The sequence below is a fragment of the Flavobacterium gelidicaeli genome (genome assembly GCF_013294005.1).
In the GTDB taxonomy this organism is placed as follows: Bacteria; Bacteroidota; Bacteroidia; order Flavobacteriales; family Flavobacteriaceae; genus Flavobacterium.
The window spans coordinates 21408-47087 of sequence record NZ_JABSNK010000018.1; the positions used below are offsets into that span (position 1 = coordinate 21408).

General features: G+C 32.1%; 26 protein-coding genes and 1 tRNA gene. 5 read left to right on the top strand and 22 right to left on the bottom strand.

What is annotated here, in order from left to right:
- Nucleotides 1–38: 38 nt before the first annotated feature.
- The 11 genes from HNP99_RS16645 to HNP99_RS16695 all read right to left on the bottom strand — a co-directional run bounded on the left by HNP99_RS16645 (nt 39) and on the right by HNP99_RS16695 (nt 8881).
- Nucleotides 39–473 (bottom strand): DoxX family protein, encoded by a 435-nt coding sequence (locus HNP99_RS16645; RefSeq protein WP_173854580.1) that lies wholly within the window; start codon nt 471–473, stop codon nt 39–41.
- Nucleotides 474–496: 23 nt separating this feature from the next.
- Nucleotides 497–1477 (bottom strand): alpha/beta hydrolase, encoded by a 981-nt coding sequence (locus HNP99_RS16650; RefSeq protein WP_173854581.1) that lies wholly within the window; start codon nt 1475–1477, stop codon nt 497–499.
- A 36-nt stretch (nt 1478–1513) separates the two neighbouring features.
- Nucleotides 1514–1981 (bottom strand): PepSY-like domain-containing protein, encoded by a 468-nt coding sequence (locus HNP99_RS16655; protein WP_173854582.1) that lies wholly within the window; start codon nt 1979–1981, stop codon nt 1514–1516.
- A 204-nt stretch (nt 1982–2185) separates the two neighbouring features.
- Entirely contained in the window at nt 2186–2530 is a 345-nt protein-coding gene (locus HNP99_RS16660) for a DUF1622 domain-containing protein (protein WP_173854583.1), read from the bottom strand.
- Between the two features lie 3 nt (nt 2531–2533).
- Complete coding sequence (locus tag HNP99_RS16665) at nt 2534–3514, bottom strand: DUF389 domain-containing protein (RefSeq protein ID WP_173854584.1); 981 nt, start codon at nt 3512–3514, stop codon at nt 2534–2536.
- Nucleotides 3515–3556: 42 nt separating this feature from the next.
- Nucleotides 3557–4321, bottom strand: a complete 765-nt coding sequence (locus HNP99_RS16670) for a polysaccharide deacetylase family protein (protein WP_173854585.1) — start codon at nt 4319–4321, stop codon at nt 3557–3559.
- A 660-nt stretch (nt 4322–4981) separates the two neighbouring features.
- Nucleotides 4982–5055 (bottom strand) — tRNA-Arg (locus tag HNP99_RS16675).
- A 117-nt stretch (nt 5056–5172) separates the two neighbouring features.
- Entirely contained in the window at nt 5173–5313 is a 141-nt protein-coding gene (locus HNP99_RS16680; RefSeq protein WP_173854586.1) for an SsrA-binding protein, read from the bottom strand.
- A 78-nt stretch (nt 5314–5391) separates the two neighbouring features.
- Nucleotides 5392–7101, bottom strand: a complete 1710-nt coding sequence (locus HNP99_RS16685) for a M56 family metallopeptidase (RefSeq protein WP_173854587.1) — start codon at nt 7099–7101, stop codon at nt 5392–5394.
- 4 nt (nt 7102–7105) lie between these two features.
- The gene (locus HNP99_RS16690) at nt 7106–7465 is read right to left on the bottom strand and encodes a BlaI/MecI/CopY family transcriptional regulator (RefSeq protein WP_173854588.1); all 360 of its coding nucleotides are present in this window, start codon (nt 7463–7465) and stop codon (nt 7106–7108) included.
- 195 nt (nt 7466–7660) lie between these two features.
- Nucleotides 7661–8881 carry an MDR family MFS transporter gene (locus HNP99_RS16695; RefSeq protein WP_173854589.1) on the bottom strand — a complete coding sequence of 407 codons (1221 nt, stop codon included), beginning with the start codon at nt 8879–8881 and terminating at the stop codon, nt 7661–7663.
- 96 nt (nt 8882–8977) lie between these two features.
- Here HNP99_RS16695 and HNP99_RS16700 point away from each other — a divergent pair, with 96 nt between their 5' ends.
- The 5 genes from HNP99_RS16700 (at nt 8978) to HNP99_RS16720 (ending at nt 12675) form a co-directional block, all read left to right on the top strand.
- Nucleotides 8978–9580: a DUF1684 domain-containing protein gene (locus tag HNP99_RS16700; RefSeq protein WP_173854590.1), complete on the top strand. Its 603-nt coding sequence runs from the start codon at nt 8978–8980 to the stop codon at nt 9578–9580.
- Complete coding sequence (locus HNP99_RS16705) at nt 9580–10242, top strand: TatD family hydrolase (protein WP_173854591.1); 663 nt, start codon at nt 9580–9582, stop codon at nt 10240–10242. The genes HNP99_RS16700 and HNP99_RS16705 overlap by 1 nt, the downstream gene beginning before the upstream one ends.
- A gap of 59 nt (nt 10243–10301) precedes the next feature.
- Nucleotides 10302–11015: a tRNA threonylcarbamoyladenosine dehydratase gene (locus tag HNP99_RS16710; protein WP_173854592.1), complete on the top strand. Its 714-nt coding sequence runs from the start codon at nt 10302–10304 to the stop codon at nt 11013–11015.
- 85 nt (nt 11016–11100) lie between these two features.
- On the top strand, nt 11101–11754 hold the full coding sequence (locus HNP99_RS16715) for an HAD family hydrolase (protein WP_173854593.1): 654 nt from the start codon (nt 11101–11103) through the stop codon (nt 11752–11754).
- 78 nt (nt 11755–11832) lie between these two features.
- Nucleotides 11833–12675, top strand: coding sequence for a DUF2911 domain-containing protein (locus HNP99_RS16720; RefSeq protein ID WP_173854594.1), 843 nt, complete (start codon nt 11833–11835; stop codon nt 12673–12675).
- A gap of 77 nt (nt 12676–12752) precedes the next feature.
- Here HNP99_RS16720 and HNP99_RS16725 read toward each other — a convergent pair whose 3' ends face one another.
- From HNP99_RS16725 to HNP99_RS16775, 11 genes are all read right to left on the bottom strand, one after another.
- Entirely contained in the window at nt 12753–14480 is a 1728-nt protein-coding gene (locus HNP99_RS16725; RefSeq protein WP_173854595.1) for a sodium:solute symporter family protein, read from the bottom strand.
- A gap of 117 nt (nt 14481–14597) precedes the next feature.
- Complete coding sequence (locus tag HNP99_RS16730; RefSeq protein ID WP_173854596.1) at nt 14598–17129, bottom strand: PIG-L family deacetylase; 2532 nt, start codon at nt 17127–17129, stop codon at nt 14598–14600.
- Between the two features lie 146 nt (nt 17130–17275).
- Complete coding sequence (locus HNP99_RS16735) at nt 17276–17839, bottom strand: hypothetical protein (protein ID WP_173854597.1); 564 nt, start codon at nt 17837–17839, stop codon at nt 17276–17278.
- Between the two features lie 172 nt (nt 17840–18011).
- Nucleotides 18012–18461: a hypothetical protein gene (locus tag HNP99_RS16740; protein ID WP_173854598.1), complete on the bottom strand. Its 450-nt coding sequence runs from the start codon at nt 18459–18461 to the stop codon at nt 18012–18014.
- A gap of 290 nt (nt 18462–18751) precedes the next feature.
- Nucleotides 18752–20530, bottom strand: a complete 1779-nt coding sequence (locus HNP99_RS16745; protein WP_371810478.1) for a BamA/TamA family outer membrane protein — start codon at nt 20528–20530, stop codon at nt 18752–18754.
- A 74-nt stretch (nt 20531–20604) separates the two neighbouring features.
- Nucleotides 20605–21774: an AI-2E family transporter gene (locus tag HNP99_RS16750; protein ID WP_173854600.1), complete on the bottom strand. Its 1170-nt coding sequence runs from the start codon at nt 21772–21774 to the stop codon at nt 20605–20607.
- Nucleotides 21775–21952: 178 nt separating this feature from the next.
- The gene (locus tag HNP99_RS16755) at nt 21953–22489 is read right to left on the bottom strand and encodes a mechanosensitive ion channel domain-containing protein (protein ID WP_173854601.1); all 537 of its coding nucleotides are present in this window, start codon (nt 22487–22489) and stop codon (nt 21953–21955) included.
- 1 nt (nt 22490) lies between these two features.
- Nucleotides 22491–23075: a Maf-like protein gene (locus tag HNP99_RS16760; protein ID WP_173854602.1), complete on the bottom strand. Its 585-nt coding sequence runs from the start codon at nt 23073–23075 to the stop codon at nt 22491–22493.
- Nucleotides 23068–23994: a geranylgeranylglycerol-phosphate geranylgeranyltransferase gene (locus HNP99_RS16765; protein ID WP_173854603.1), complete on the bottom strand. Its 927-nt coding sequence runs from the start codon at nt 23992–23994 to the stop codon at nt 23068–23070. The genes HNP99_RS16760 and HNP99_RS16765 overlap by 8 nt, the downstream gene beginning before the upstream one ends.
- Before the next feature lie 112 nt (nt 23995–24106).
- Complete coding sequence (locus HNP99_RS16770) at nt 24107–24634, bottom strand: KdsC family phosphatase (RefSeq protein ID WP_173854604.1); 528 nt, start codon at nt 24632–24634, stop codon at nt 24107–24109.
- A complete protein-coding gene (locus HNP99_RS16775) occupies nt 24618–25391 on the bottom strand; it encodes a Rossmann-like and DUF2520 domain-containing protein (protein ID WP_173854605.1) in 774 nt (257 codons plus the stop codon). The genes HNP99_RS16770 and HNP99_RS16775 overlap by 17 nt, the downstream gene beginning before the upstream one ends.
- Nucleotides 25392–25680: the final 289 nt, after the last annotated feature.

Below are 25680 nucleotides of genomic sequence, written 5' to 3' on the forward strand. Positions count from 1 at the left end.
AAGGACTATTATACCAAATTGTATTGGTTTAGATATATTTATTCGTTTCCTCTTTTACGATCTCTGTAAGCTTTCCAAGCACCAGATGACCACAGTGCCCAAATGATAAGTACAGGTTGAAAAAACAATCTTGCTAAACGAGCTCCATCTGAATTTAAAGCGCCAAAAGCATCTTTTCCATCCATATATTGAGCTATATTCCCAGGGAAAACAAGAACAAAAAATACAGCTAAAAACCACCCAATAGTTACGCTTTGTTGTTTCCAGAAAAGGAGAATAAGACCCAATCCTATTTCTATAACCCCAGATAATAGTACAACTAAATCTTTACTTAATGGAACCCAATCAGGTACTTGAGCCTGAAAATCTATTCGATTAAAAGTTAAGTGACTATAACCCGCAAAAATCATAAATAAAGCCAGTAAGACACGAAATATATTTTGTACTAATGTTGTTTTTACCGTTGCTTTCACTATTTAGTTTTTAAATTAATTATTTACTTGAATTTAGTATCAATCCATTCAAATATTTTTTCATAGGCCTTGTCTCTAACTACTTTTTTTGAGAGTACTAAATCATGCAACCCGTTTTCTATTTCGCGTGTTGTAACGTCTCCATTAATAGTATCAGCATAGGATTTAATTTGCTCCACGCTTAAAACAGCATCTCCATTATGTAATTTATTAGACCAATGCTTTTCATAAATTGATTTATCACTAAACAACACCAGTATGGGGACATCAATAGTATTGTGTTTCCTAATATTTTGTTGTGCTTTGTAAATTGCTCTTATAAAACCTAAGTTTATTTTAGGGATAAGCAGTGGTTTCCAAACTAAAGAATAATCCCATTCGCCATGATAGTTTTTATGGAGGCTTTGACCATATAGGGCTGAAAAACCTGCTGGGATTAGAGTATTTGGAAAATAATGACCTAAAAAAGATAATAATGGAATGCCTATTTTACGTTCAACAAAATTTAAATTATAGTCATAAAATGGACTGTTACCTATCAAACCATTAAATAAACCGCTGTTTAAATGATTTACAGCATAATTAGTTAGTATCAATCCTCCTGTCGAGTGGCCTTTTAATAGCACATGATCGTTATGTTCAGACTTAATAATTTGTAAGGCTAGATTTATTTCTTCATCATATTCTATAAGAGAACGAACATTATTCAGTTTTTGATGGGGTAAATAGGAGCGACCGTATTTTCTTAAATCAAGAGCATAAAAATTATAGCCATGCTGATTAAGTTTTAGAGCCATTTCTTCCTGAAAGAAATAATCATTAAAACCATGAATGTACAATACCGCTTTATGTGATTCATTATTAGCTTTTCGGCGTATTAACGTAGCGATTACTTTACCTTCATAATCATCGGCCATTGTTAATGTTGATTTTTCAAAACTATTACCAAGAATATCAGAAGTATAATTATTATAACTCCCGTTTGTATTTTTTTGATCTTGCATTATTTGTTGTTATATTATTTTGAAAATTGGTTAAAATTAATCTTTCTCAACCATTTGTAAAAAATCACCATCCCCATTAAATACTAAATCATAAAAAAGTGTGCCTCTTATTATCCCAACTTCATAAATAACTTTAGTTTTATTATTAATTGTTTTAGAAACTGATCTTATGGGATTTTTAGGGTAATTAGCACTCATATATTTTTGAATACTAATTGGTAATTGGCTTGTAGTAATACTTGTTTCTAGCGCTTGAAAAATTCCTTCTTTATCATAAATAACAGCATTTTGAATACTATTAATTTTAAATGTTCCAATAAAAACTAATTGTTCATCATCATTACCTTGATAATTTGAACGCCATTCAGCAGTTGAATTAGGAAATTGGTTTTGAAAAGCAAAGGAAACTTCGACAGGGATAGTCTCAAGAGTTGCGTTTTTAATATCTTGAGCAAATACATTCATTCCTAGAATAAATGCAATTGATAAAATCAAATTTCTCATTTTTTTAGAATTTAGATATTTGATTAAAAGTACAAAAAAATAGCTTTTAAATCTTAAACAGAATTGGATATTTTGTAATACAATATTTTAATTATCGAAAAGTATACTTAGATAAATTAAGAGGCAATTATTAGAGATAATTTTTAAATGATACTAATTCATTTTTTGGCTTTAGCCAAAGTGATTTTTATTGTATTTAAGTTACTAATTAATTGATTTTTGCCAAGGAAATTTTCCTTCTAATTCAACTTGAAGCGAAAGACTTAAAAACGTTCTAATAATTACAATTAAACCCAATATTGAAACAGATAATAATGTAGGTTCAGTTACTACAGTAGCCATAATATCGGCAGCGATCAAGAGTTCAAGTCCTATAAGAATTGATTTTCCTACAGCTTGGCGAAGTTCAATATAGCTCATTCCGTTTTTACTTTTTAGCAAAAAAATAAATTTTGCAAGTGCTATAATTGAGCCTACAAAAATCGTTAGGACACCTATAACTTCCATTATTTTAGCAACATAATCAATGTACTCGTTTATATTTTCCATTTTTTAATCATTTGAATTTTGTAATAAAACTTGTAAAGGAGTTGTTTTCTGAATTTCCTTCGTGAGATTTTTTACTGTAATTTTATCGCTAGGTAAATCATTAATCGTGATAATCACTTCTGTTCCAGTTATTGTAACTTCTTTGATAATTAATACATTTTTTTTATCATTTAATATCGTGGACGCTTTTTCAAAAATAGCAGTTTGATTTTGAGACTGAGAAGAAGCTAAATTGTAATTAATCGATAACGGAATTAAAATTAATAAACTAATTAAAAACACGACAACTGTTCCTGAATAAAACCATTTTGTATTGGCGGTATGCTTTGCTCCTAAGAAGAAAAAAACCGTAATAGCTGCTAATGCAATGCCTATAAAGTTAGTAAAAAATAGGAGTAAGGCACCTTTAGCAAGGATAAAATGTTGCGCTTCAAGCATCATTCCGCACGCACATAATGGAGGTACAAGAGCAACTGCTATCGCTACACCTGCAAGTACGCTAGAATATTCACTTCTAAAATAACCATAAGCACCAGCGGCACCGGCAAAAATGGCGATTCCTAAATCTCTTACATCGGGTGCAGTTCTAGCCAGAATTTGATCATTAGGATTGGCCTCATTTAAGATAAATCCAAACAAAAAACCAACGAGAATTACGGTTGCCGCTCCTAGAAGTATCAATCCTAACATTTTAACACTTTCATTGCGCCAACCTAACGCTACAGTACCGCCTAAAGCAACAATAGGTTGCCCTAGAGGAGCAACAATCATAGCGCCAATTACTGTGGCAGAGGCGTTCTCTGAAAGACCTAAAGTGGCAATTCCTGATGCAAGGATAAGCATGAACCAAAAAGACATTTTCCAATGTTCTTTGTAATTAAAAAACAAATCCGACATTGCGGATTCTCTTGACTCCTCTGGAATTTCCTTCTTAAAGAAGTTTTTTTCAATATAAATATCGTTATCTGTTGGTTGTAATTTCATTTTATAATTGGATGTTTATAATAATATCACTTATACTAAATTTTACTTATGATTTAAATTATCTAAGTTTGATAAGGTGTAAAACTGCATGTCATTTTGTTTAATATATTTACATACAAATTCTAATGTTGCTATTGTAGTTTGATAATTCGCAGTTAGATTCTTCACCGGTTTATGACTGCTTAAAATTAAAATTTTATTGTTTTTTTTAGCATCTTCAAGTAATTCTAAAAGATACGGAACAGAAAAATGAATATGATTGTTATCAATATCAAACGCATACAAAAATTTAGAATTTCGATAATAACAGCCTTCTTTTTCAGGAGCGATATCTTCAAAATCTCTTCCTCTAATCATTTTGAATTTGTGGGATAAAGCACTGTCTAATTCACTAGAGCGCTCACCATAAGGATAAGCAAAAGAGGTAACATTAAAATTTTGTCGTTTCATAGACGCCATCATTGGGTCAATTTCTTGTTTAAGATAGGCATCAATTCCATTTTTTTTGACGAATTTTACCGCATTATAATGATGGTATCCATGACCAGCAATTTCATGACCTTCGTCCTGCAGTTGATGTAGTTTTATTAATTGTGGTTGACCAATAGAGTCAATCCGGCACACACAAAATGTTGCTTTCCAATCATATTTATTTAATATTTTATCAGCATCAAGCCATTCATCAACATATGCATCATCAAAGGATATAACAACACCCGCTTTATAGTTATTTGTTTTTTTATCCTGACAAGAAAATAAGCTCAAAATTGTTAAAATAAATACTGATTTATAAATAAATATTCTCATGAATAATAAGCGTTATTAGTTAACCAAATGTAAATATTTTTTAAGAAATATAGAGAGAAAGGAAATTTAGTTTGTCAAATTTTATTTATAAAATAGCATGGAGAACGTCATTTTATAGGTTTACTATGAAATAATTAATCTAATAGCCTATAAAGTTGAATCCTTGAATGTGTTTCAAAAGGCTTTCTTCTTTCCAAGTAAATATTAAAAGTAATTTTATTGTTTGCTGGATAAAAAAGCATCTATAATTAATGCTATAAAATTCTCTATCTACTGGCCTGGTCTCTGAAATTTTATCAATGCTATTTTTAATTTTTCGGTCAGCTATTCTTTAAATTAAATTATAATCAGTTTGTCAAGAAATTCATTTATGTTTTTAGAGTCTAGTATGTATGTACTGTAGAAAAAATGTAAAGTATTTGCTTATTTTATATTTTAAAATCATGAAAATATTTATTTCAAATGATTGTGGAAATATTTGAAATTTGACTTTAATTCCCTTAGATACTTAGTTTATCAAAAGGAGGTGTACTGAATGGTGCATCAAACGATGTGTTTATAACAAATGTAGATTTTATCTATTTTTGCTTAAACGACCTAATTTATATGAACTTATAGACTATATAGCATAAAAAAACCCCAACATCTGTTGGGGTTTTGTGACCTTGACTGGATTCAAACCAGTAACCTCTTGAGCCGTAATCAAGTGCGCTATTCAGTTGCGCCACAAGGCCTTTTATTTTTAGCAGCACATATATTATGATGTGATTGCGGGTGCAAAGATAGAGATAATTTGGAGTTTTGCAAGTCTCTTTTAAAAAAAAATCAAAAAATAATTGATATTTTTTGCACTACACTAGTGCTCTTGTAGTTACATAATAACGAAAACCAATTATTGCCATTTGCCATTTACTAGCTTTGGCTAAATCTAATTGTTGCTTAGAAAAGCTGGGTAGTACTAATTTGTTGATTTTGGCTAAAATTTTAAACATAAGATTTTTTTTGTAAAGATATAAAAAAAGATGGTCCTAATTAATGACCATCTTTTGGGAATAGTATTTCAATTTTATTTAATTATTTTCTTTATCTTCGACTGCTTTCTTGCTGTCTTCTAATTCTTTTTTTCTCACTTCAAGTGCTCTCGTTCTATCTTCTAATATTTGCTTGCGTTCCTGCATCGCTTGTTCTCTATTTCTTTTTGTATCCTTAATATCATCTGAAGCTTGCGTTTTCTTATCTAATTTATTGCCTGTAAATATGTTATCAGAGTTGCTACCTGTTTTTTTAATTGCGTTAGGATCAATTTTTTCAACTTCTTCTTTAGTAGCTATTTTTCCATTAATATAATAAGTAGCTTCTGTTGGTATTCCATTTGTCTCACTTTGTACTATTTTAATTGTTTGAGTAGTCTTACTTGTTTTGATACCATTTAGATTTGTAGGGTCAATTTTTTCCAAATTTAATTGCGTCGTAGTATTGCTCGTTGTCTGCGATTGTGTCGTCCCATTATTTGTACTCGTGTTGCTGCTATTAGTTTCGGTGCTAGTTGTGGTTGTATTATAAATTTCTTCGACAGTGTCGTTGTCTTTTGAAGCTGAGTCTTTTTTATCTTCAGTATAAAATCCAATTTCAATTCTTCCATCCGCATATTTTTTTGATACAAAACGTACTGGACTAATCGGTTTATTGCCTTTTTGCTCACTAACGCCTTTGCTCCCCCTTTTATCATTAAAAGTTAACTTTATAGCTGTTATTTCACCTTTAGCATTACGTTTTAAATTTGAAAATATCAAATCTACATCCTGAGCTTCTTTCAATAGTTTGGTCAGTTGTTGAATTTCTACATCTGTAGCATCTTTATCGATGGTGCGGTCAATTACTTGTTCATTGACATTTGTTGTAATTTTTTTTATTTCCTGCGCTACAACCTTTATTTGGAACATAAATACAAACGCAACTAGTGCTGGAATAACTAGTAAATACTTCCATGAATTTACTTTTTTTGATTGACTTTTGTTTAACATAACGATTCGTTTTTTGATTAATGATTGATAAAAATGATTGGTAATGGCATCACAATTCTCCTGTGTTGTTATTTTTAATAGCGTAATTTGATAGGCTTTTTTGTCGGTTAGTTTTTTAGTAGCCTCGCTGTCAGCAATGAACTCTAAATTTTGTAAAACTGCTTTTTTGTATAACCAAACAAAAGGGTTGAACCAAAAAATAATACAAAAAGCTCTAGAAATTAGTACGTCAAGAGTGTGGCTCTGATCACTATGTACTTTTTCATGCTCAAGTATGTTTTCAAGTTCAATTGCATCGTACAATTCTGAATTGTAAACAATTGTCTTAAAAAATGAAAAAGGAGCTAGGTTTTCTTTGGTATCAACTAATCTATAATCTGCTTGGTGATAACTTGCTTTACCTTTTAAAAGTTTTTTTAAATTGTAAAAATCATACAGTAGTTTCGCTGCTAATAGCATTGCCACAAAACCATAAAGCAATATTGAAATCAGTGGCACATAATCCATAATGCTTTTTTGTTCCGCTACAATAGTAAGAGGAATCGTAGTATAATCAAAATTAGATGCTACAGGGGTAACCCAAACCACTTTGGTGTAAACTAACAAAGGCAAACCCACTGAAGTTATAAGCCCTAAAAGTAAAAACCAGCGGTTGCTGTTAAAAAAAGTCTCTTTGCGCAACAGCAGGTGATAGCTTATAAAAAACAGCGCCAATAACCCACTTGACTTCAGTAAGTAAATAAATAGTGTCTCCATAATGTTACTTTTTATTTTCGATCATTTCTAAAATTTCACGTAACTCAGCTGCCGAAATCTTTTCCTCTTTGGCGAAAAACGAGACCATATTCTTGTATGAACTATTAAAATAATTGTCAATAGCAGTGTTCATAAACTTTTTTCGGTAGTCCTCAATAGTTACAATAGGGTAGTATTGATGCGTTTTTCCAAAGGCATTATACGCCACATAGCCTTTCTCTTCTAGGTTGCGTACAATGGTCGACAAAGTATTGTAATGAGGTGGATCTACAGTGATTTCTTCCATAACTTCTTTTACAAAAGCCTTTTTTAGCTTCCATAAAATGTGCATGATCTCTTCTTCCTTATTTGTTAATTTTTGCATAGTTAGTTGTTTTTTGGGCGTTAACCCCGATTCTGATAGCCATCGCTGTATCGCGATTCAAACTTACAACTATAATTTCAGTTATACAACTATGTTTTTAGTTTTATAACTATTTTTATAGTTTAAGATTTAGATTGCTGTTGTAAAGTGTTTTAATTCTTTTAAGAATAGTGTTGAATTTGTAAAAAAAATAAATTAAGCCGATTCAGTTTCTAAAACTAATAGTTTTTTAATCCAGAGACAACAAAAAGCAGCTGCTACTCCAAAGGTTCCCATAACAAACCAGTTTACTTGGTAGCCATAATCAGCTATGATGCTTAAACCAGCCTTTGAGCTGATGATATGCGCCATACTAAAACTCATCGTGTACAAAGCCATGTAACGACCTTCGTGTCCTTTAGGCGCTCGGCTCATGGCAAAAGTATTTGAAAACGGAAAGGCAAATATTTCGCCTATCGAAATGAATACCATGCTAACAACTAACATTCCTGCCCAGACATCAATTAACAAAGTGTAAAAACTCACTCCCATCATTAAAGCTCCCCAAAAGATAACAGAGAGTTTAGGAGTTTGCTTGCGTTCAAAATAACTCACAATAGGCATTTCTAATGCAAAGATTAATAAACCGTTTAGCGTCATTAACAATCCGGTTTGAAATTCTGATAAACCAAATTGCTCACTGTGATATAAAGGTAAAGCCGTAAACAACTGAAAAAAGATCATTGCGGTTACAAAACTTACAAATAGAAAAATCCAGAAAACCTTATCCTTAAATACCGAGGTTACTTCAAGAATGGAGTTGTGAGCATCATGTTGTGCTGTTTTCTTTTTCTCCTTTACTAATAAAGCAAAAATTAAAATAGCCACTACACATGAACTACCATCTACCCAAAATAAACCTTGGTAGCCTATTCCCATGATGATTAATCCTCCTAAAGCGGGACCAGCTGCAAAACCTAAATTCACCGCTAATCGAACTAAAGTTAAAGAACGGGTTCTGTTTTCAGGTTTAGAATAAGCGCCCAGCGAAACAAACATGGCGGGTCTAAACATATCAGCCAGAGTCATGATACTGAACATTCCGAGGCAAAGTCCCCAGAAACTAGTAATGTATTGCAATACAAAAAAGAAGATTCCGCTACTAAATAAGCTAAAAACCATCACTTTGTAAAACCCTATTTTATCAGATAGTTTTCCGCCAAGCCAAGAACCTAGCATGGAGCCAAAACCAAAGGCAACCATAATCCAACCCACTTCGCCATAGGTAAAATGTAAATCTTCCTTTAAGTATTTTGATAAAAAAGGTAAAACCATCGTACCGGCTCTATTGATAAAAGTGATAATGGTTAAGATCCAAATCTCTCTTGAAAATCCTCTAAAATTATTTAAATAGCGTTGAAATGCGGTTACTAACATCGGGTTATGGTTATTTAACGCAAAGGTAGAAAACTTTGTAATGTAGCAACTTTGTCCCTTTGTAACTTTTAAGCTATTTTTGCTAAAATTATTATCATGAAAAAATACACTGTTTTACTTTTGTCATTCTTTTTTGTCTTTGGCTATAGCCAAGAAAAATTTGATACGGCCAAAGTCATAAAATTTCAAGACGAATTAAACGCAGAATATGCTAATGCTAAAACGAGTCCGTTGATGGAAGCTGATTTAGCACATTTTAAAGCACTTGACTTTTTCCCCGTGAACGAAAAGTTTTTTGTAAATGCACAGTTCACAAGAACGCCAAAAGAGAAAGCGTTCAAAATGAAAACTTCTACTGATCGTACTCCTATATATGTCAAGTATGGTGAAGTAACGTTTGAGATTGATGGAAAAACATTCAAACTAAATGTGTATAGAAATATTGAGCTTTCGAGAAAGAAGGAATTTAAAGACTATTTGTTTTTACCGTTTTCTGATCTCACATCAGGAGCAGAAAGTTACATTGGTGGTAAATACATCGATTTAAAATTACCAAAAGGAACTACTATAGCCATCGATTTTAACACATCATACAATCCGTATTGTGCTTATAGTCCTAAATATTCGTGTCCTAAAGTTCCTTTAGAGAATGATTTGAATATCGAAATCAAAGCGGGAGTTAAAAAATTTCACGATTAATGCAGTACTTTAATTTTCATACACACCAATACACAAACACTGATTTAGTAACTGAATTGGTCAATCAATATCCGCAAGAATTTGATGCTGGTATTCCGTTTTATTCTATTGGGATACATCCTTGGTATATCAATGAAGCGAGAATTAAAAGTGATTTGGTTATTATCGAAAGTAAATTAAAAGAAAATAACTGCTTAGCAATAGGCGAAAGCGGTTTAGACAAACGCATTGAAATACCGATGGACTTGCAACAGCAAGTTTTTGAAAATCAGCTACTATTAGCACAAAAATACAATAAGCCAGTAGTAATTCATTGTGTAGCCGCTTTTCAAGAGGTAATAGATACTAAAAAGCGTTTAAAAATTACAGTTCCCATGATTATTCATGGGTTTTCTAAAAGCCTACAATTAGCAAAGCAACTTGTCGATAATGGTTTTTACCTTTCTTTTGGGAAATACTTATTACGAAATCCAGAATTAGAAACGGTTTTTATCACTATTCCAAACGATCGTTTTTTTTTAGAAACAGACACCATTGAGGAAATAATTGAAGATGTGTATGCCTTGGCAGCCAAATATAAAAAGACTACAGTAATCGAAATACAACAACTAATTAGTACAAATTTTCAAACGGTTTTCAAAACTAGTTTGGAAACAACATAAAAATAATGGGAGAGAAATTTTTAAATCAATTCCCTTAAACTTTAAAATAATAAACAGAAATGGCAGAGTGGACAGAAAGAGCGGAACTTTTATTTACAAATGACGGATTAACAAAATTACAAAATGCCAACATTTTAGTCGTAGGACTGGGTGGCGTAGGTTCATTTTCGGCAGAGTTTCTAGCTAGAGCAGGAGTAGGGAAAATGACAATTGTAGATGGTGATGTGGTGGATATTACCAATATAAACCGTCAATTGCCTGCTTTGCATTCTACAGTAGGACAGCCTAAAATTACAATAGTAGGAGACCGATTGATGGATATAAATCCAGAGTTGCAATTGACTCGTGTAGAAGAGTTTCTTTCGCCAGAGCGTGCTTTTGAGATTGTTACTGAAGCGTTTGATTATGTGTTAGATTGTATTGATAGTGTCACACCAAAGCTGAATTTAATTATTGCAGCCAAACGCAAACGAGTTAAAATTATTTCAAGCATGGGAGCAGGTGGAAAAATGGAAGCGGCAAAAGTAAAAGTGGCTGATATCAATAATACCGAAAATTGCTTTTTAGCAAAAACCATCCGCAGACGCTTAAAAGAACATAAAATTGACAAGCTAAAAGTAGTTTTTTCTTCAGAGATTCAAGATGAGGCTAGTTTAAAAATGACGGATGGTTCTAATTATAAAAAATCCTTTTATGGTACGAATAGCTACATGCCAGGATTATTTGGTTTGTATGCTGCAGAAACAGTAATTAGATATATTCTTAAAAAATAGGAATACTTTTTATTTTATAACAAAACAAAACGAATTTAATTTAAAGAAGGCTTCATGTCTTTGTGCCTTCTTGGCAAAATACAAGATGATAAAAACCGTAATATTTGATATGGATGGTGTAATTGTAGATACTGAACCTGTACACCGTTATGCATACTTTCAACAATTTGGAGAATTAAATATAGCGGTTACTGAGGCTATGTTTACTTCTTTCACGGGGAATTCCACACGAAACACCTTCCAGAAAGTGAAAGAAATTTTTAATTTAGATCATGATGTAGAAGATTTGATTCAGCGTAAACGAACGATTTTTAATGATGCTTTTGATAACAAACAAGATTTAGAACTTTTAGGAGGAGTTGAAAATTTAATTAAGGATTTTCATCAAAAGGGAATGCAGTTGATTCTAGCATCTTCGGCTTCTAAAGTGACTATTTCTCGTGTTTTTAATAGATTTAAATTGCACGATTATTTTACACATATAGTAAGCGGTGAAGATTTCCCGCTTTCAAAACCGCATCCAGCAATTTTTGAACACGCAGCAACATTATCAATTGCTCCAAAAGAAAACTGTATTGTAATTGAAGACAGCACAAACGGAATAAAAGCAGCTAAAGCCGCTGGAATATATTGTATTGCTTACAATAGTTTCCACTCTAAACAACAAGATTTATCTTTAGCAGATAAGGTTGTAAACCATTTTGACGAACTTAGTTTTGAGATCGTAAGCCAAATATAATTTGAGTTTAAGTAATTATTAACAATTTTAACTACTTGAATTTGTAATTTTGAAACCAACATAAAAAACCATAAAAAAATGAGAAAAATACTGATTGCATTAGCCATTATCATCACTCAATTTACCATTGAGGCGCAGGTGAAAACACCACAGGCAAGCCCAAAGTCTGAAATCAAACAAGTTGTAGGATTAACAGATGTTGAAATTGTATATTCAAGACCATCTGCTAGAGGTAGAGCGGTTTTTGGTAATTTAGTTCCTTTTGGAAAATTATGGAGAACAGGAGCTAATGAAAATACAACTATCTCATTTAGTGATGATGTTTTGATTGATGGAAAGACATTAAAAAAAGGGAAGTACTCTTTATATACAATCCCAAATGCACAAACTTGGGACGTTATTTTTTACAAGACTACAGATAACTGGGGAACTCCAGAAGAATTTAATGAAGCAAATGTGGTTTTAAAAACTACAGTAAAAGAAACAACTTTACCAACATCAGCAGAGACTTTTACATTAGGAATCAACGGAATCGATACTAATTTTGCTTATTTAGAAATGTACTGGGAAAACTCTTTTGCTAGATTAAAGTTTGAAGTACCTACTGAAAAAATGGCCATTGCAAGCATTGAGAAAACGTTAGCTGGACCTTCTGCAAATGATTACTTTTCATCTGCACAATTTTTTTACCAAGCTAATGGAGATGTTGCTAAAGCAAGAACTTACATCGATAAATCATTAGAGTTAAGTAAAGAAAAACCTTTTTACTACTTGCGTTTAAAATCATTGATTCAAGCAAAACAAGGCGACAAAAAAGGAGCTGTTGAAACAGCAAAACAATCTTTAGCAGCATCTGAAACTGCTGGTAATCAAGATTACGTTAAAATGAATAAAGATAGTATTGCTGAATGGAGTAAGTAATTTTAATCTTTACAGATACAAGAAAACCCGTTTTACGAACTAGTAAAACGGGTTTTTTTATGGGATTGTAATTATGTTTATGCTGTGATTTTTTCTTTGTTTTTTCTAAATATTGATGCTTGCATCATTGACGATAGCAGGATGGTTAGCATAGCTCCAATGAAATTCAGCCATAAATACCCTAGTTTTTCTTCTCCACTTGGATAGATGGCTATGGCGTAATAGTAAATGATGAATATGGTTGTCTGACTGATTAAAGCACTGTAAAAGATTGCTTTTGCTTTTACAAACTTGATGTAGAAACCAACTAAGAATATTCCCAACACGGTTCCGTAAAATATAGAACCAATAATATTTACTAACTGAATTAAATTTTCGAATAAAGTACCAATACAGGCAAAAAGAATTGCAACAATTCCCCAGAATAACGTAAAAAACTTAGTTACGTTTAGATAATGTTTATCGGATTTTACTCCTTTTACGTTCCGTTTATAAATATCAATTGCCGTCGTAGACGCTAACGCATTTAAACCTGAAGCTGTAGATGACATTGCTGCAGACATGATTACGGCAAGTAATAATCCTATTAGCCCTTTAGGAAGGTAATTAAGAATGAAATGGAAAAACACATAATCCTTATCATTTGTTTCGCTATTACTGTCAGCTTTTAAAATTATTTCCTTAGCGCGATCACGCAAGTCTTTCTCTTTTGTTGATAAAGCGATCAGTTCTTTACGCAGAATTGGATTGTCATAATCTTGATTCAATTGATCAATGTACAGTAAGTTAATTACTTTTTTGTCTTCTGATAATACATCTAACTCTTTTTCTAAAACATGGTATTCGTCTTTATAAGCCGATTTTTCAATCGTAATCTTATTGTTTGGATTAAAATTTAAGGGTACAGGATTGAATTGGAAAAAAACAAAAACCATTACTCCGGTTAACAATATAAAAAACTGCATGGGTACTTTTAAAAGTCCGTTCATGATTAAACCCATTTGGCTTTCTCGAACAGACTTCCCTGATAAATAACGACCAACCTGAGACTGATCTGTACCAAAGTAGGCTAACGCCAAGAAGAAACCACCAGTAACTCCACTCCAAATTGTGTATTTATCTTCGGGATCAGTAGAAAAACTTACGATTTTCATTTTATCATTTGCACCAGCAATATGCAAGGCATTAGAGAAAGTCATGTCATTAGGTAAGAAATGCAATATCAAGAAAAAAGTGATTAGCATTCCTGACATAATCACAAACATTTGCTGTTTTTGAGTAACGTTTACCGCTTTTGTACCTCCTGAAAAAGTGTAAACAATTACTAAAACTCCAATCACAATATTCATGTAGGTAAGGTTCCAACCCAATATTGCTGATAGAATTATAGCAGGCGCGTAAATAGTTAATCCAGTTCCTAATCCTCTTTGAAATAAAAAAAGAATTGCTGCTAGTGAACGTGTTTTTAAGTCAAAACGTTTCTCTAAATATTCATAAGCGGTGTACACTTTGTATTTATGATATATAGGTATAAAGGTTAAACAAATGACAATCATGGCAAGTGGTAAACCAAAATAGAATTGAATAAATCCCATTCCGTCATGGTAGGCTTGACCAGGAGTAGATAAAAAAGTGATGGCACTAGCTTGTGTTGCCATTACTGATAATCCTACGGTGTACCAAGGTGTTTCATTGTTACCAAGGATAAATTCATCTACCGTTTTACTGCCTTTAGTTTTCCAAGCACCGTAAATTACGATGAATAATAAGGTAACGATTAATACAATCCAATCAAATAGCTGCATGTTGTTAAGAGTATAATTTCATTATTAAATAAAAAACTAAAATATAAATGGCATTGGCGATGAGCACCCAAGTATAATCTTTTTTCCAATTTCGGACTTTTTTTGGTTCCATAATAGTTAGGGTTTTACTTTTTGATTGGGAATCGTTGTTGGATTGTGTAACGAAATAATATTCGATAATAAACGGTAGGCTCCAGAAACACCTTCAGGCAATTCTCTAAAAAAGCTTAAACCAGTGTAGATGTAATATCCTTTTCCGTATTGGGCTACTAATAATGCTCCTTTTTTAGCACTTTCACCTTTATCAGATGACGAAATAATAGGTGTAAAATTTGCATCATAACTATCGGGGTAATAAAGGCCTTGTTCTTGTTTCCATCCTTTAAAATCTTCTGCAGTGATTTTATTTGGATAATTTAAAACAGGATGATTGGGAGCTAAAAATTTAACCGCAGCATCCTCTTCAGTCACGCGGTCACGCGATATTTTTAAGGGATAAGGTGCAATATTTGCAGGGAGTGCATCACTTGGTGTGTTGTACTGTACCATCATTGTTTTTCCGTTTTTTACAAAATCGAGTAATATTTTTTGTTTGTTAGCCAAAACTTGAACCGTATTATAAGCACGTATTCCGGTAATGATAACATCTAGTGATTCTAATTTTTCAGGAGTAATTTCGTCAGGATTAAGTAAGCTAACTTGGTACCCCATTTGTTTCAAACTTTCAGGTACTTCATCGCCAGCACCCATAATGTAACCAATTTTTTGGTTATTCATTTTTAAATCTAAACGAATGAATTTTGCTTCAGCATCAGGCAAAATTTGTTGCTTAGTAATGTGAGTGTAATCAATGATTATTTGGTCTTTATTGTATTTTTTATTAGCAATAGTTACCTCGCTTTTTGCATATACCTCAGTAGGTTGGGAGGGAGGAGTAACATTAAAGTACACCACTTGCTCCATTCCTTTTTTATCTAATGTAAACGGAATACTGGTAGGCGAAACTGTCCAATCCTGAGGTAAATTTAATTGAACTACGCCTTGAATAGCGTCTTTGCCAGCTTTAACCTTTACGGCAATGGCTTTATTTTTTTCAGAATTGAAAAGTGATACTTTATCAAGAATACTCGAAGTAACTTCAGGAACAATATCCAAGTAATTGTACATTTCGCCTTTTACATTATCATTGTATTTGTAAACAACCATTTGTTCAAACGGAATAATAATGTCTTCGATTTTAATATTAAAAAATAGTTTTACATTTCTAATAATATCTGGGATTCCTATGTTTTGCTGGTTAGTTACGGTATACATTCCCACCGTTGCTTTTTCTTTTAACCAGTAAGGTTGTGTGTATTCAATATCAGACGGTAATTGCAAATCAACTGCCATAGTTTCGTCTTTATTAAACTGTAAGGGTTTGTTTAAAAGTGTATTTTTAGCATCTGGTTGACTTGTTACACTTATAAGATCCATAGCAACAGTACTTCTATTTATTGCTTCTAATTTAAGATTTACAATGCTTCCAGGATACGCTTCTTGATTTGTTGCAGCAGCTTCTAAGTACAAGCCAGAACAACCAGCAATAATATTTTTTAATTCGTTTGTTTTGATTGTTTTCCAATGACTTTCGTCCAAAGACTGAATCATTTTGTACACTTTAATTAACTCAGGAATACTAGCGGAGGGATTTTGAAAATTATATTTAGCAATTACTTCTGTTACTAAAATTCCAATAGCTTTACCGCCTTGAACTCGGTTCCAAGTTGTATCAATTCCTTCAAAAATGTTGTTTTTGTCTTTTAATGGATTTCCGTTTATAAATTCAAGATATTCGGTGTCTTCACCACGACTTCCAGTGGCTCCAAAACCTTGTGATTGATGGCTACTACGACTTAACGCAGCAATTTCTTGATTAGATTTTCCTAAATTAGTGTAATAGACTCCTGTTTTAATAGTTGTCATTTTATTTTTATTAGCAGCATCAAATTTTTCTTGACTACCATAAAACCACCATGAAGTATTAAAAAACTGCCTTTTGGCTTGCCAAGGAGTTACCCATTTTAATTGTTCTGGAAAAACGGTAGGATCATTAGTTAAATCAAAACTTTTAGTACTCAAAATAGCTGATGAAGTATGGTGCCCATGTGTTGTTCCTGCTGTGCGGTGATCAAAACGGTTGATAATTACATCAGGCTGGAATTTTCGAATGGTCCAAACCACATCTGACAATACTTTTTGTTCGTCCCAAATGTTTAATGTTTCCTCTGGATTTTTAGAAAAACCAAAATCATTAGCACGTGAAAAAAATTGTTCACCACCATCAATTTTTCGCGCTTCAATAAGTTCTTGCGTTCTTATTACACCTAGTAATTCTCTTAATTGTGGTCCTATTAAATTTTGTCCTCCATCACCCCTTGTTAATGAGAGATAACCTGTTCTCGCTTTTTGATCATTGGCTAGGTAAGATATCAAACGGGTGTTTTCGTCATCAGGATGTGCTGCGATATACAAAACAGAACCTAAAAAATTCAATTTCTGGATTTGGTTGTAAATGATAACCGAATTGGGTTTTTGAGGTTTTTGTGCTGTAATTATAGCGGTTGAAAAGAGTAAAATAACAAGGAGTAAAAATTTATTTTGATGCATTTTTTAAATATTAATTGGCAATAACTTCAAATGTAGTAATAATTTTTTTTAAGTAGAATATTCTCTTTTGTATTTTGAAAAATCTTAACGATATAAAAAAAGAGCACCTAGTTAGGATGCTCTCTTATCAATTTTTTACTTTTAGACTAATGTCTTCTATGGTCATTATGCTCTTTTTTTTGTTTTTTACCATTACCTCTATGGTTATCATGTTTGTCATAACGTTTATGATTGTCTTGATAACTGTGGTCTCTAGAACTATGACGGTTTGCAACATAACGACGGTTATTAGTATACCTTGTTTTATGAGCGTAACGTCTATGGTCATTTCGGTGACCTATTGTTCTTTGATTTGCTACACGATAACCTACACGATATTTAGATCTGTGGGTATTGTAATAGCTATATGGTCTGTGTCCATGGTAGTTATTTAGGACTACTTTGTAACCTGAGTATAAATCGTAGTTTCTATATCTTCCTGGTAAATTTCGAGATCTAATCCATCTTCCTTGTCCAAAATATATAAATTGCGAAGCGCGAATATCATAATACGCTTGTACATCAGGTAAATAATAGTAATCTATATTTGAGTAACCAGCAGGTCCCCAAGATGGCGCTGTGCCTATATTTAAACTTACTGAAACTTGTGCTTGACTAGCACTGGATATTAGTAGAATTATTCCAACGGCTATTAGTTTTAATGTTTTCATATTTTCATTTTTTTTGTATTGTTATTGAATGTTGTATCGGCTAGCACAATACTTTTATGCTAAAGCCAACAACTGTGCCATGATTATTTTGTTAACATTTATTAACAGATAAAAAGACAAAAAAAAGAGAAACATATTACTGTTTCTCTTTCTAATTTAACTTTAAGTAGAGTTAATGTTTTTCTTTGTGATTGTTTTTCTTAGACTTTTCTTTATGATAACTTTTTTTAGCAGTAACCTTTTTATAACCTATTGTTTTTTGTGGTTTTCCTTTATATCCTTTATGATATTTTACTTTATGTTCTTTGTAGTGTGTGTATGGTATTTTTCCATGATAATCACTCAAAACTACTTTATAACCACTGTATAAATCGTAACCACGATATTGTTTGGGTAAATATTTTGATCGAATCCATTTATCTTGACCTAAATATATAAATTGTGAATTATGGATATCATAATAGGCCTCTACATCTGGTAAATAGTAGTATTCAACTTCTGAATAGCCTGAAGGTCCCCATTCAGGAGCTGTACCAATATTTACATTAACCGAAACTTGTGCATGACTAGAAGTTGCTGCGAACAGAATTAATCCTAGAACTAATAATTTAAATGTTTTCATTTTCATTTTTTTTATTTAATAGTAGCTTAGTAAATTCAGGCTACTAAAGTTCATAAGCCAACAACTATGCCATGTATTTATAAATTTATCCGTTTGTAGGGATAAGTATATAAATAAGAGAGAATAATTTGTAGCAATGCTTAGAAAGTAATAATTTAGCTATTTTTTAAACTAACGAACTTCTAAAGCATCACTGTGAAAAATCAGTATAATTAAAAGGTGAAGCAGTGGTAATTTAATTTCAATCTGCATGGCCCCCAAAAAAAACAGGGATTTTATTCTACAGTAGTTTATTTAAATAATACTGTTCTAGGTTTAGCCAATTCAAAACTTTGGAAACCAAAATCAGTTGTTTCAAAGGCATTTGTTCTAAATACATTGTCACCTTCAAAAGGGATCCTTGGATAGTAAGAAATAGAGAGTTGAAAAGAACTAAAAACTAAGTAATCATTATTGATTACCACGCCTACACCTATTTTAGAATAAGCTTTTCTTTCGTTTATTCCGTTATTAGAATTCCCAAGTACCGCTATGGTATAGTTAAAATAAGGATTCATTCTAAAACCCCAAATGTCCTTTGGTGAATAAGTTTGTGTTTGCATGGTCATAACTGCTTTGCTAGTTCCATATACTGCGCTGTTAAAACCTTGAATTCCGTAGTTATCATTAATTGTTAATTGGTCACCTATAATGTCTTTTCGGTTTACACCAATGATAACTTGAGGTTTTATAAACTGTCTAATTTTCCATTTTCCTAGCTCCATCAAATTAGTGAAGTAATTCGCTTGAAATGAAAACGTAGTTTGTTCTGTAGTTGAATGATTAAAAAATGTTCCTACTTCAAAATTGGTACTCAAAAATCCCCAGTCGTGGTAATTCCCAAAAGAAACTTGAGCACCTAGATACGGTCTCCATGTATTATTTTTATACTGATAGCCACCTGTGATGCCGTAAATTCTTCCAATAGGCACATCCTCAGTAATTCCGTTTTTAAAAAGGTACTTGTCTTTGACAAATTTTCGCATATTGATTCCTATTCCGCCAAGATAAAGTTGTTCGGCAGAGTAGAAATTTAAAGGGTCTAAACTACTAATCGGACTTTCTTCATAATGAATATTTAAGTAACGAGCGGCTAGAATTAAATTTGTAGTTTCGTCATCAATAGTATTTCCTTTAAAAATAGTAAATGCTTTACCACCCCATACATCACGACTGCTGAACTTGAAGTTTTGTGAAATATAGCTCAAATCAGCTGCTTGTAACGTATCCTTTCTGAACAATTGTTCAAATGATATTCCACCTGCCCATTTAGTTAATGGGGAATAAAAAGGACGTTCAATATTAATTCCTTTGTCGTAATAATTATCTAAATCAATATTGTATTTAACCACTGTTTTCACAAAAGTGTTGCGGATATTCGGAACTGTGTATGTGAAATTATGAGCATCTTTTCCATCTTCAAATCTATTTGTAAAACGGTAATCAAGTTGTTGACCTGTTCCCATAAAACTCCTTTCATTGAGTCCAATAGCAATTTTTGAACTAGAAAAGGATAATCTAGGTTGGGTACTCCAAGAATCTAAAACCCGAATGGTTATATCAACAGAGTCCGCACTAGGACTTGTGAATTCCTCCGAGATTGTTACTCGGTTCACATATCTTTGAGATCTAATAATACGTTCAGATTCAGTTACCTTAAGATTGTCATAAGGAGTGTTTTTCTTAATTAACAGCAAATTCATAATAGCAAATTTCTTTGTTTTAAGATGCATTCTGTTTCCTGTTTTCTCGAACCAGTTTTTTGGAACTCTACTACTATCAGTGTCGGAGTAACCAAAAGGATCTAGCGTAACTACCTTAATATTACGTATAATCTTACCTTGGGCATTTATAGTCTTTGGTTTTACTATTTTTGGTTGTTTTTTATGCGATGTTATTGGTCTAAAAATCAATCGATGCAATGCCTTAGTGAATTTTTTCTTTTTAGAATATTGCTGAATATCTTTATAAACCTTTGCGCTGTCTTTTTCGATTTTGCTACTTTGCGAAAACGAAAATTGACTGCTCAAAAGAAACAGAACCAATACTATTTTTAGATATATTCGAGGCATTAATTGTGATAACAGTAAATTAAGGTGAAAAATTATTTAGAATCTAAATCTAAATCAGGATCGATAGCGTTATTCTCATTATCGAAAATTATAATCGAAGGACGCTCTCGCTCCACAGGATTAGCATAACGCCAAACAAAAGTTTTGGGCATATTGTCACCCAATAAATAACCCCACGGTTCTAAGGATTCTATTCGATCAAAAATAATTTTTAAAATAGCAAGTAGAGGTATAGCTAAAAACATACCCGAAATTCCAGCAATTCCACCGCCTATTATAATTCCGATAATGGATACAAAAGCATTTATTTCGACTTTAGTATTAATAATCATAGGTACTAAAATGTTGTTGTCAATAATTTGTACTACAATATTAATGATTAATATGCCCAGCATTATCGATATATCAGGAGTTGCCGTTAATGATGATAACACAGTAATTAATCCAGCGATTAAAATCCCTACGTAAGGAATTAAGTTCAAAATTCCAGTTATGATTCCTAATAAAATAAAGTATTTCACCCCAATAATATATAAGCCTAAACCAGTAAGTACTGATACCACGATAGTTTCAATAATCAACCCTACAATATAGTTATTGATAGCACTTTTTACTTGTGATAGAATTTCCTTAAGTTTTGGGTGGTGCTGTTTTTTAACCAGTTTAGCAAAAAATAAAATAAAATGAGTTCGATATAATAAAATCAAAAATGTATAAATAGGAATTAAAGTAAGATCAGCAATTATATCAGTAACTGAAATTAAGGTGTTACCTATGGTTTTTGTACCGTTTTTCATTGAATCTTGTGTTACATCATCAATGTATTTCTTCTGTTCCCAAATACTTAAATTAAAAGTAGCGCTAATGTAGCGGTGAACATCTCTAGTGAAGAGTTCTATATTCTTTTTTATTCGATCAAAATCACTTGCAATATCACTAATTTGATAAGATATAAAAGTAAAAATGGCAATGATGATGAGTATAAATAATAGTACCGTCAAGGATACGGCTAGTATGTGAGGCAAATGTACTTTAGTTGTAAGAAAGTTGGAAACCGGCAGCAGTAAAACAGCAAATAGAAAAGCCATTAAAACAGGTATGATAACATCCTTGCCAATAAAAAAAATATAACTAATGCAAATCACGCTAATTAGTGTAAAAGCCAGTCTAATATAAAACGGATACGTAGTGATTTTGCTCATGATTTTTAGATATGAATTTGAATAGAAATGGGGAACTGCAAACCGATGCAGTACAGCACAAAAATCCTCTTTTAAAAGCGGGGAATTCTTATGTGTTTTAATGTTATTTTTATAAAATTACCACTTTTTAAAAGTACAATTAAATAAGAAGCGATTGACAGAATAATCAGAGAGAAAATTAATCGGTGAATTCGTTGTCAATAAAACGGTCTTTCCTAATTGAAATTCCTTTTTGGAAAAGTAGGTTGTTTGGATAGATAATTGTCTCACCTTCTTTTGTTTTTAACGAAACATGAAAAGCACGAATGTCTTCGATCTCACCAATAATAGGGTAGTCCTTATCTAAAATTTGGATAACATCACCTATTCTAAACGGAAAAGAGAAAAACAAGATAACCCCAGAAGTTATATTACTCAAGATAGACCACTGTGCAAACATGGCAACACCCACAACAGTTGCTACTGATGAAACGGCAATAAAAATATCCTTAGGTTGCACACCCCAAATAATGATTAGCGCAATTAAGCCAATTATAGCTACTAATATATGGATGTATTTAATAACTAGATTTGTGCGGTGTTCTATTCTATGCGTGACTTTTGCAAAGCTTTTTACTAAACGAGTAAGTACGACGCGCAAAATGATAAATACAAGAATTAATATCCCTGAACTTACTATTTCTTTGGTATAATTTTGAGCAAAATCTAGATACATTTTAGGCTAATTTATTAAGGTATTCATACACTTTATCAACTGGCATTCCCATAACATTTGCATACGAACCTTCAATTTTAGCGACTGCAATAAAACCAATCCATTCTTGAATACCGTAGGCACCTGCTTTGTCATATGGCTTGTAATTATCAATATAGTATAAGATTTCCTCGTCTGTAAGTGTGTTAAAAGTCACCTTAGTCGTTTCATGAAATACATCCGCTTTTTCATTTGTTTTAAAACAAACTGAAGTGATTACTTCGTGAGTTGCATTAGATAGTGATTTTAAAATTGTAAACGCATCATCTTTGTCTTTGGGTTTCCCCAAAGCGTTACCGTTATGCCATACAATAGTATCGCTAGTGATCAAAATTTCATTTTCTTTGAGTTCACCTTCAAAAGCATCTGATTTTAATTTTGCTAAGAAATCAGTGATTTCGCCAGCTTTCAATTCGGGTGGAAAAACTTCTTCAATTTCTTTTAAACGAATTTCGAAATCCAAGTCTAAATCTTTAAAAAACTGCTGTCTCCTTGGAGAACCAGAAGCTAAGATTAGAGTGAATTTTTTGAGTTTATTTTTAAGCATTGTATTTTATATTAAAAGTAATCACAGCAATAGATAAAATCCCGAAGAACAAAATCCACTTTAATAAAGTACTTAATTGATGAAAATCTTTAGTTGTTTTAGCAGTCCATGATTTAATTGTAAAAAAACATAATGGTGCCACTATTGTTGTAAAACCATATGCGGTAGCTATAAAAAGACTGTTGGCAACAAGGTAATTGTTAATGTAAACAAGAAGTGTTACGATAGGAATAAAGCTCAATGCAAATACTAATTTTATGGTGCGTTGAGTTCCAAAAATTATTGGTAGTGTACGCATCCCTTGATTGTAATCACCATTTATATCCTCTAAATCTTTGACTATTTCGCGTAGCAAATTAAGCATAAAAGCATAAATGGCATAATCGAGCAATATGGAGAAAAAGCTGGCCATGAGTGCTTTGTTCTCGGGGTTTATTACTGGATAAATATCAAAAATACCAATAATAATAATACTAAAAGACAACAATAAAGCAACAATGATATTGCCAACAATAGGCATTTGTTTTAAGCTTGATGCGTAAATATACAACGATGCTGCGATCAGAATAAATACAACAGCAAAACCAGGTTTTTCGATCACATTAGATAAGTAAAATCCAATTCCAACTCCCACACTATTTAAAGCAATATAAATATTATAAGCCGTAGTTTCTGGAAAACTCTTGCCTACTATTACCTGCTCTGGTTTGTTTTGGAGATCAGTTTCTTGATCAAAAATATTATTAACCACATAACCTGCAGCAGCAATTAATACCGTACTTAGTACTAGTAATAGGTATTGCCAATCAGCTAGAGCTAAAGTGATATTTTGCATTTTTAAAAAACCATACCTAAAAATGAGTTGCATAAAAGCTAGCATTAATAAATTTTTGTATCTAATGAGAGTTAGGAAATTCATGTTTTTTAGTATTCAGATTTAGTATTTAAGGGGTAATTCTCGACTTCTTTCGAACTCATAATTGGACTTTTATAATTAGTTTACATGGAAAAAAAACACTAATTACTGTGATTTAATCATGTTGACCATTAAAATGTTCCATCCATTTTCCTTGTACTTTCATTACTTGCTCAATTACATCGCGAGCAGCACCTGTTCCTCCATTTTTATGCGAGATATACGTTGAAATTGTTTTAATCTCTGGACTTGCATCTTGTGGACAAGTAGGTAATCCTACTAATTTCATTACGTGATAATCCGGGATGTCATCACCCATGTACAACACTTGTTCAGGTTTTATATGGTATAATTCAATATATTCTTTAAAAGTTTCTACTTTATCAGGAGTACCTAAGTGAATGTCTGTAATCCCTAAATTACGCAAACGTACACGAACACCTTCATTACTTCCGCCAGAAATGATGCACACATTATAGCCACTTTCTACAGCTGCTTTCATGGCGTAACCGTCACGGATATTCATAGTCCTTAGTATTTCTCCTTCAGTAGTTACTACAACAGAACTGTCAGTAAGTACGCCATCGACATCAAAAATAAAAGTTGTGATGTCATTCATTAATTCTTTATAACTTTTTGCCATTATTTTGTATTGATTGTGTTAGTATTTTATAAATATTCAATTGGTTTTCATCTGTTATGAATTGTTCCTGCGCTTCAATTGTTTTTTGATCGTTTCGTTTTGCAGGACCAGTTTGCGCTTTTTCAGGAGTGAGCTCCAGTATTTTTTGTGCTGTTTCCTGAATTAAAGGCTTCAGGATTGCAAACGGTACCTGATGTTCGTTGCAAATATCGTTTCCTATTTGGTAAATATGATTGGTGAAATTATTGACAAATACAGCTGCAACATGCAGTGCTTTGCGTTGTTCTGAATTAATTGCGGTTGCTTGGTTAGAAATCAGTTTTCCTACTTTATTAATTAATTCAAAATCAGCATCGTTTTCGGCTTCTAAGCAAATGGGAATCGTTTTAAAGTCGACGGCTTTATTTTTAGTAAAAGTTTGTAATGGATAAAAAACCGCTCTTCTATTACTCGAATTCAAAACAGTCATAGGTGCACTACCAGAAGTATGAGCAACCAAACGGTTTTTAAAAGGCAAAGCATTAGAGACCTCTTCGATAGCGTCATCAGAAACAGCAATCAGGTATAAGTCGGCTGCTAAAAGGTCACTGAATTGGTTGGTTATTTTATCTAGAGGAAGTAGGGAAATGAGGCTTTCTTTTTTACGAGAAAAAATCTGAATTAATTCGATTCCGTTTCCTCTTTTTTCTTCATTCTGAAACGCGTTTATTAAATGCTGCGCTACATTTCCAGATCCTATAATAATTACTTTAATCATGGTGCAAAAATAACAAAAAAAAGTGAAGCCATTATAGTAATTAAGAGCGAGTTTATTTTAGTTAGAATGGTAGTAGAATTGTTTTTTGGAAACAATATTTTATAGAGGTGTTATATTTTCAACAGTTCAATTCGTTTCATCCAGAAAATTTCAGAATCTAGGAATTGTATTCTTGTTTTAATTATTTTATCGGATTTATTTTAGGCGATTTTGTGATGAATCTAGAATTTGATAGATACTAATTTATAAAAAAAAAATACAAATTTCTTTCTTTTATCAAAATAACACC

Coding starts and splice junctions, on each gene's coding strand:
- HNP99_RS16650 (WP_173854581.1), bottom strand. CDS start 1,477: ATGCAAGATCAAAAAAATACAAACGGGAGTTATAATAATTATACTTCT.
- HNP99_RS16655 (WP_173854582.1), bottom strand. CDS start 1,981: ATGAGAAATTTGATTTTATCAATTGCATTTATTCTAGGAATGAATGTA.
- HNP99_RS16660 (WP_173854583.1), bottom strand. CDS start 2,530: ATGGAAAATATAAACGAGTACATTGATTATGTTGCTAAAATAATGGAA.
- HNP99_RS16665 (WP_173854584.1), bottom strand. CDS start 3,514: ATGAAATTACAACCAACAGATAACGATATTTATATTGAAAAAAACTTC.
- HNP99_RS16670 (WP_173854585.1), bottom strand. CDS start 4,321: ATGAGAATATTTATTTATAAATCAGTATTTATTTTAACAATTTTGAGC.
- HNP99_RS16680 (WP_173854586.1), bottom strand. CDS start 5,313: ATGTTTAAAATTTTAGCCAAAATCAACAAATTAGTACTACCCAGCTTT.
- HNP99_RS16685 (WP_173854587.1), bottom strand. CDS start 7,101: ATGGAGACACTATTTATTTACTTACTGAAGTCAAGTGGGTTATTGGCG.
- HNP99_RS16690 (WP_173854588.1), bottom strand. CDS start 7,465: ATGCAAAAATTAACAAATAAGGAAGAAGAGATCATGCACATTTTATGG.
- HNP99_RS16695 (WP_173854589.1), bottom strand. CDS start 8,881: ATGTTAGTAACCGCATTTCAACGCTATTTAAATAATTTTAGAGGATTT.
- HNP99_RS16700 (WP_173854590.1), top strand. CDS start 8,978: ATGAAAAAATACACTGTTTTACTTTTGTCATTCTTTTTTGTCTTTGGC.
- HNP99_RS16705 (WP_173854591.1), top strand. CDS start 9,580: ATGCAGTACTTTAATTTTCATACACACCAATACACAAACACTGATTTA.
- HNP99_RS16710 (WP_173854592.1), top strand. CDS start 10,302: ATGGCAGAGTGGACAGAAAGAGCGGAACTTTTATTTACAAATGACGGA.
- HNP99_RS16715 (WP_173854593.1), top strand. CDS start 11,101: ATGATAAAAACCGTAATATTTGATATGGATGGTGTAATTGTAGATACT.
- HNP99_RS16720 (WP_173854594.1), top strand. CDS start 11,833: ATGAGAAAAATACTGATTGCATTAGCCATTATCATCACTCAATTTACC.
- HNP99_RS16725 (WP_173854595.1), bottom strand. CDS start 14,480: ATGCAGCTATTTGATTGGATTGTATTAATCGTTACCTTATTATTCATC.
- HNP99_RS16730 (WP_173854596.1), bottom strand. CDS start 17,129: ATGCATCAAAATAAATTTTTACTCCTTGTTATTTTACTCTTTTCAACC.
- HNP99_RS16735 (WP_173854597.1), bottom strand. CDS start 17,839: ATGAAAACATTAAAACTAATAGCCGTTGGAATAATTCTACTAATATCC.
- HNP99_RS16740 (WP_173854598.1), bottom strand. CDS start 18,461: ATGAAAACATTTAAATTATTAGTTCTAGGATTAATTCTGTTCGCAGCA.
- HNP99_RS16750 (WP_173854600.1), bottom strand. CDS start 21,774: ATGAGCAAAATCACTACGTATCCGTTTTATATTAGACTGGCTTTTACA.
- HNP99_RS16755 (WP_173854601.1), bottom strand. CDS start 22,489: ATGTATCTAGATTTTGCTCAAAATTATACCAAAGAAATAGTAAGTTCA.
- HNP99_RS16760 (WP_173854602.1), bottom strand. CDS start 23,075: ATGCTTAAAAATAAACTCAAAAAATTCACTCTAATCTTAGCTTCTGGT.
- HNP99_RS16765 (WP_173854603.1), bottom strand. CDS start 23,994: ATGAATTTCCTAACTCTCATTAGATACAAAAATTTATTAATGCTAGCT.
- HNP99_RS16770 (WP_173854604.1), bottom strand. CDS start 24,634: ATGGCAAAAAGTTATAAAGAATTAATGAATGACATCACAACTTTTATT.
- HNP99_RS16775 (WP_173854605.1), bottom strand. CDS start 25,391: ATGATTAAAGTAATTATTATAGGATCTGGAAATGTAGCGCAGCATTTA.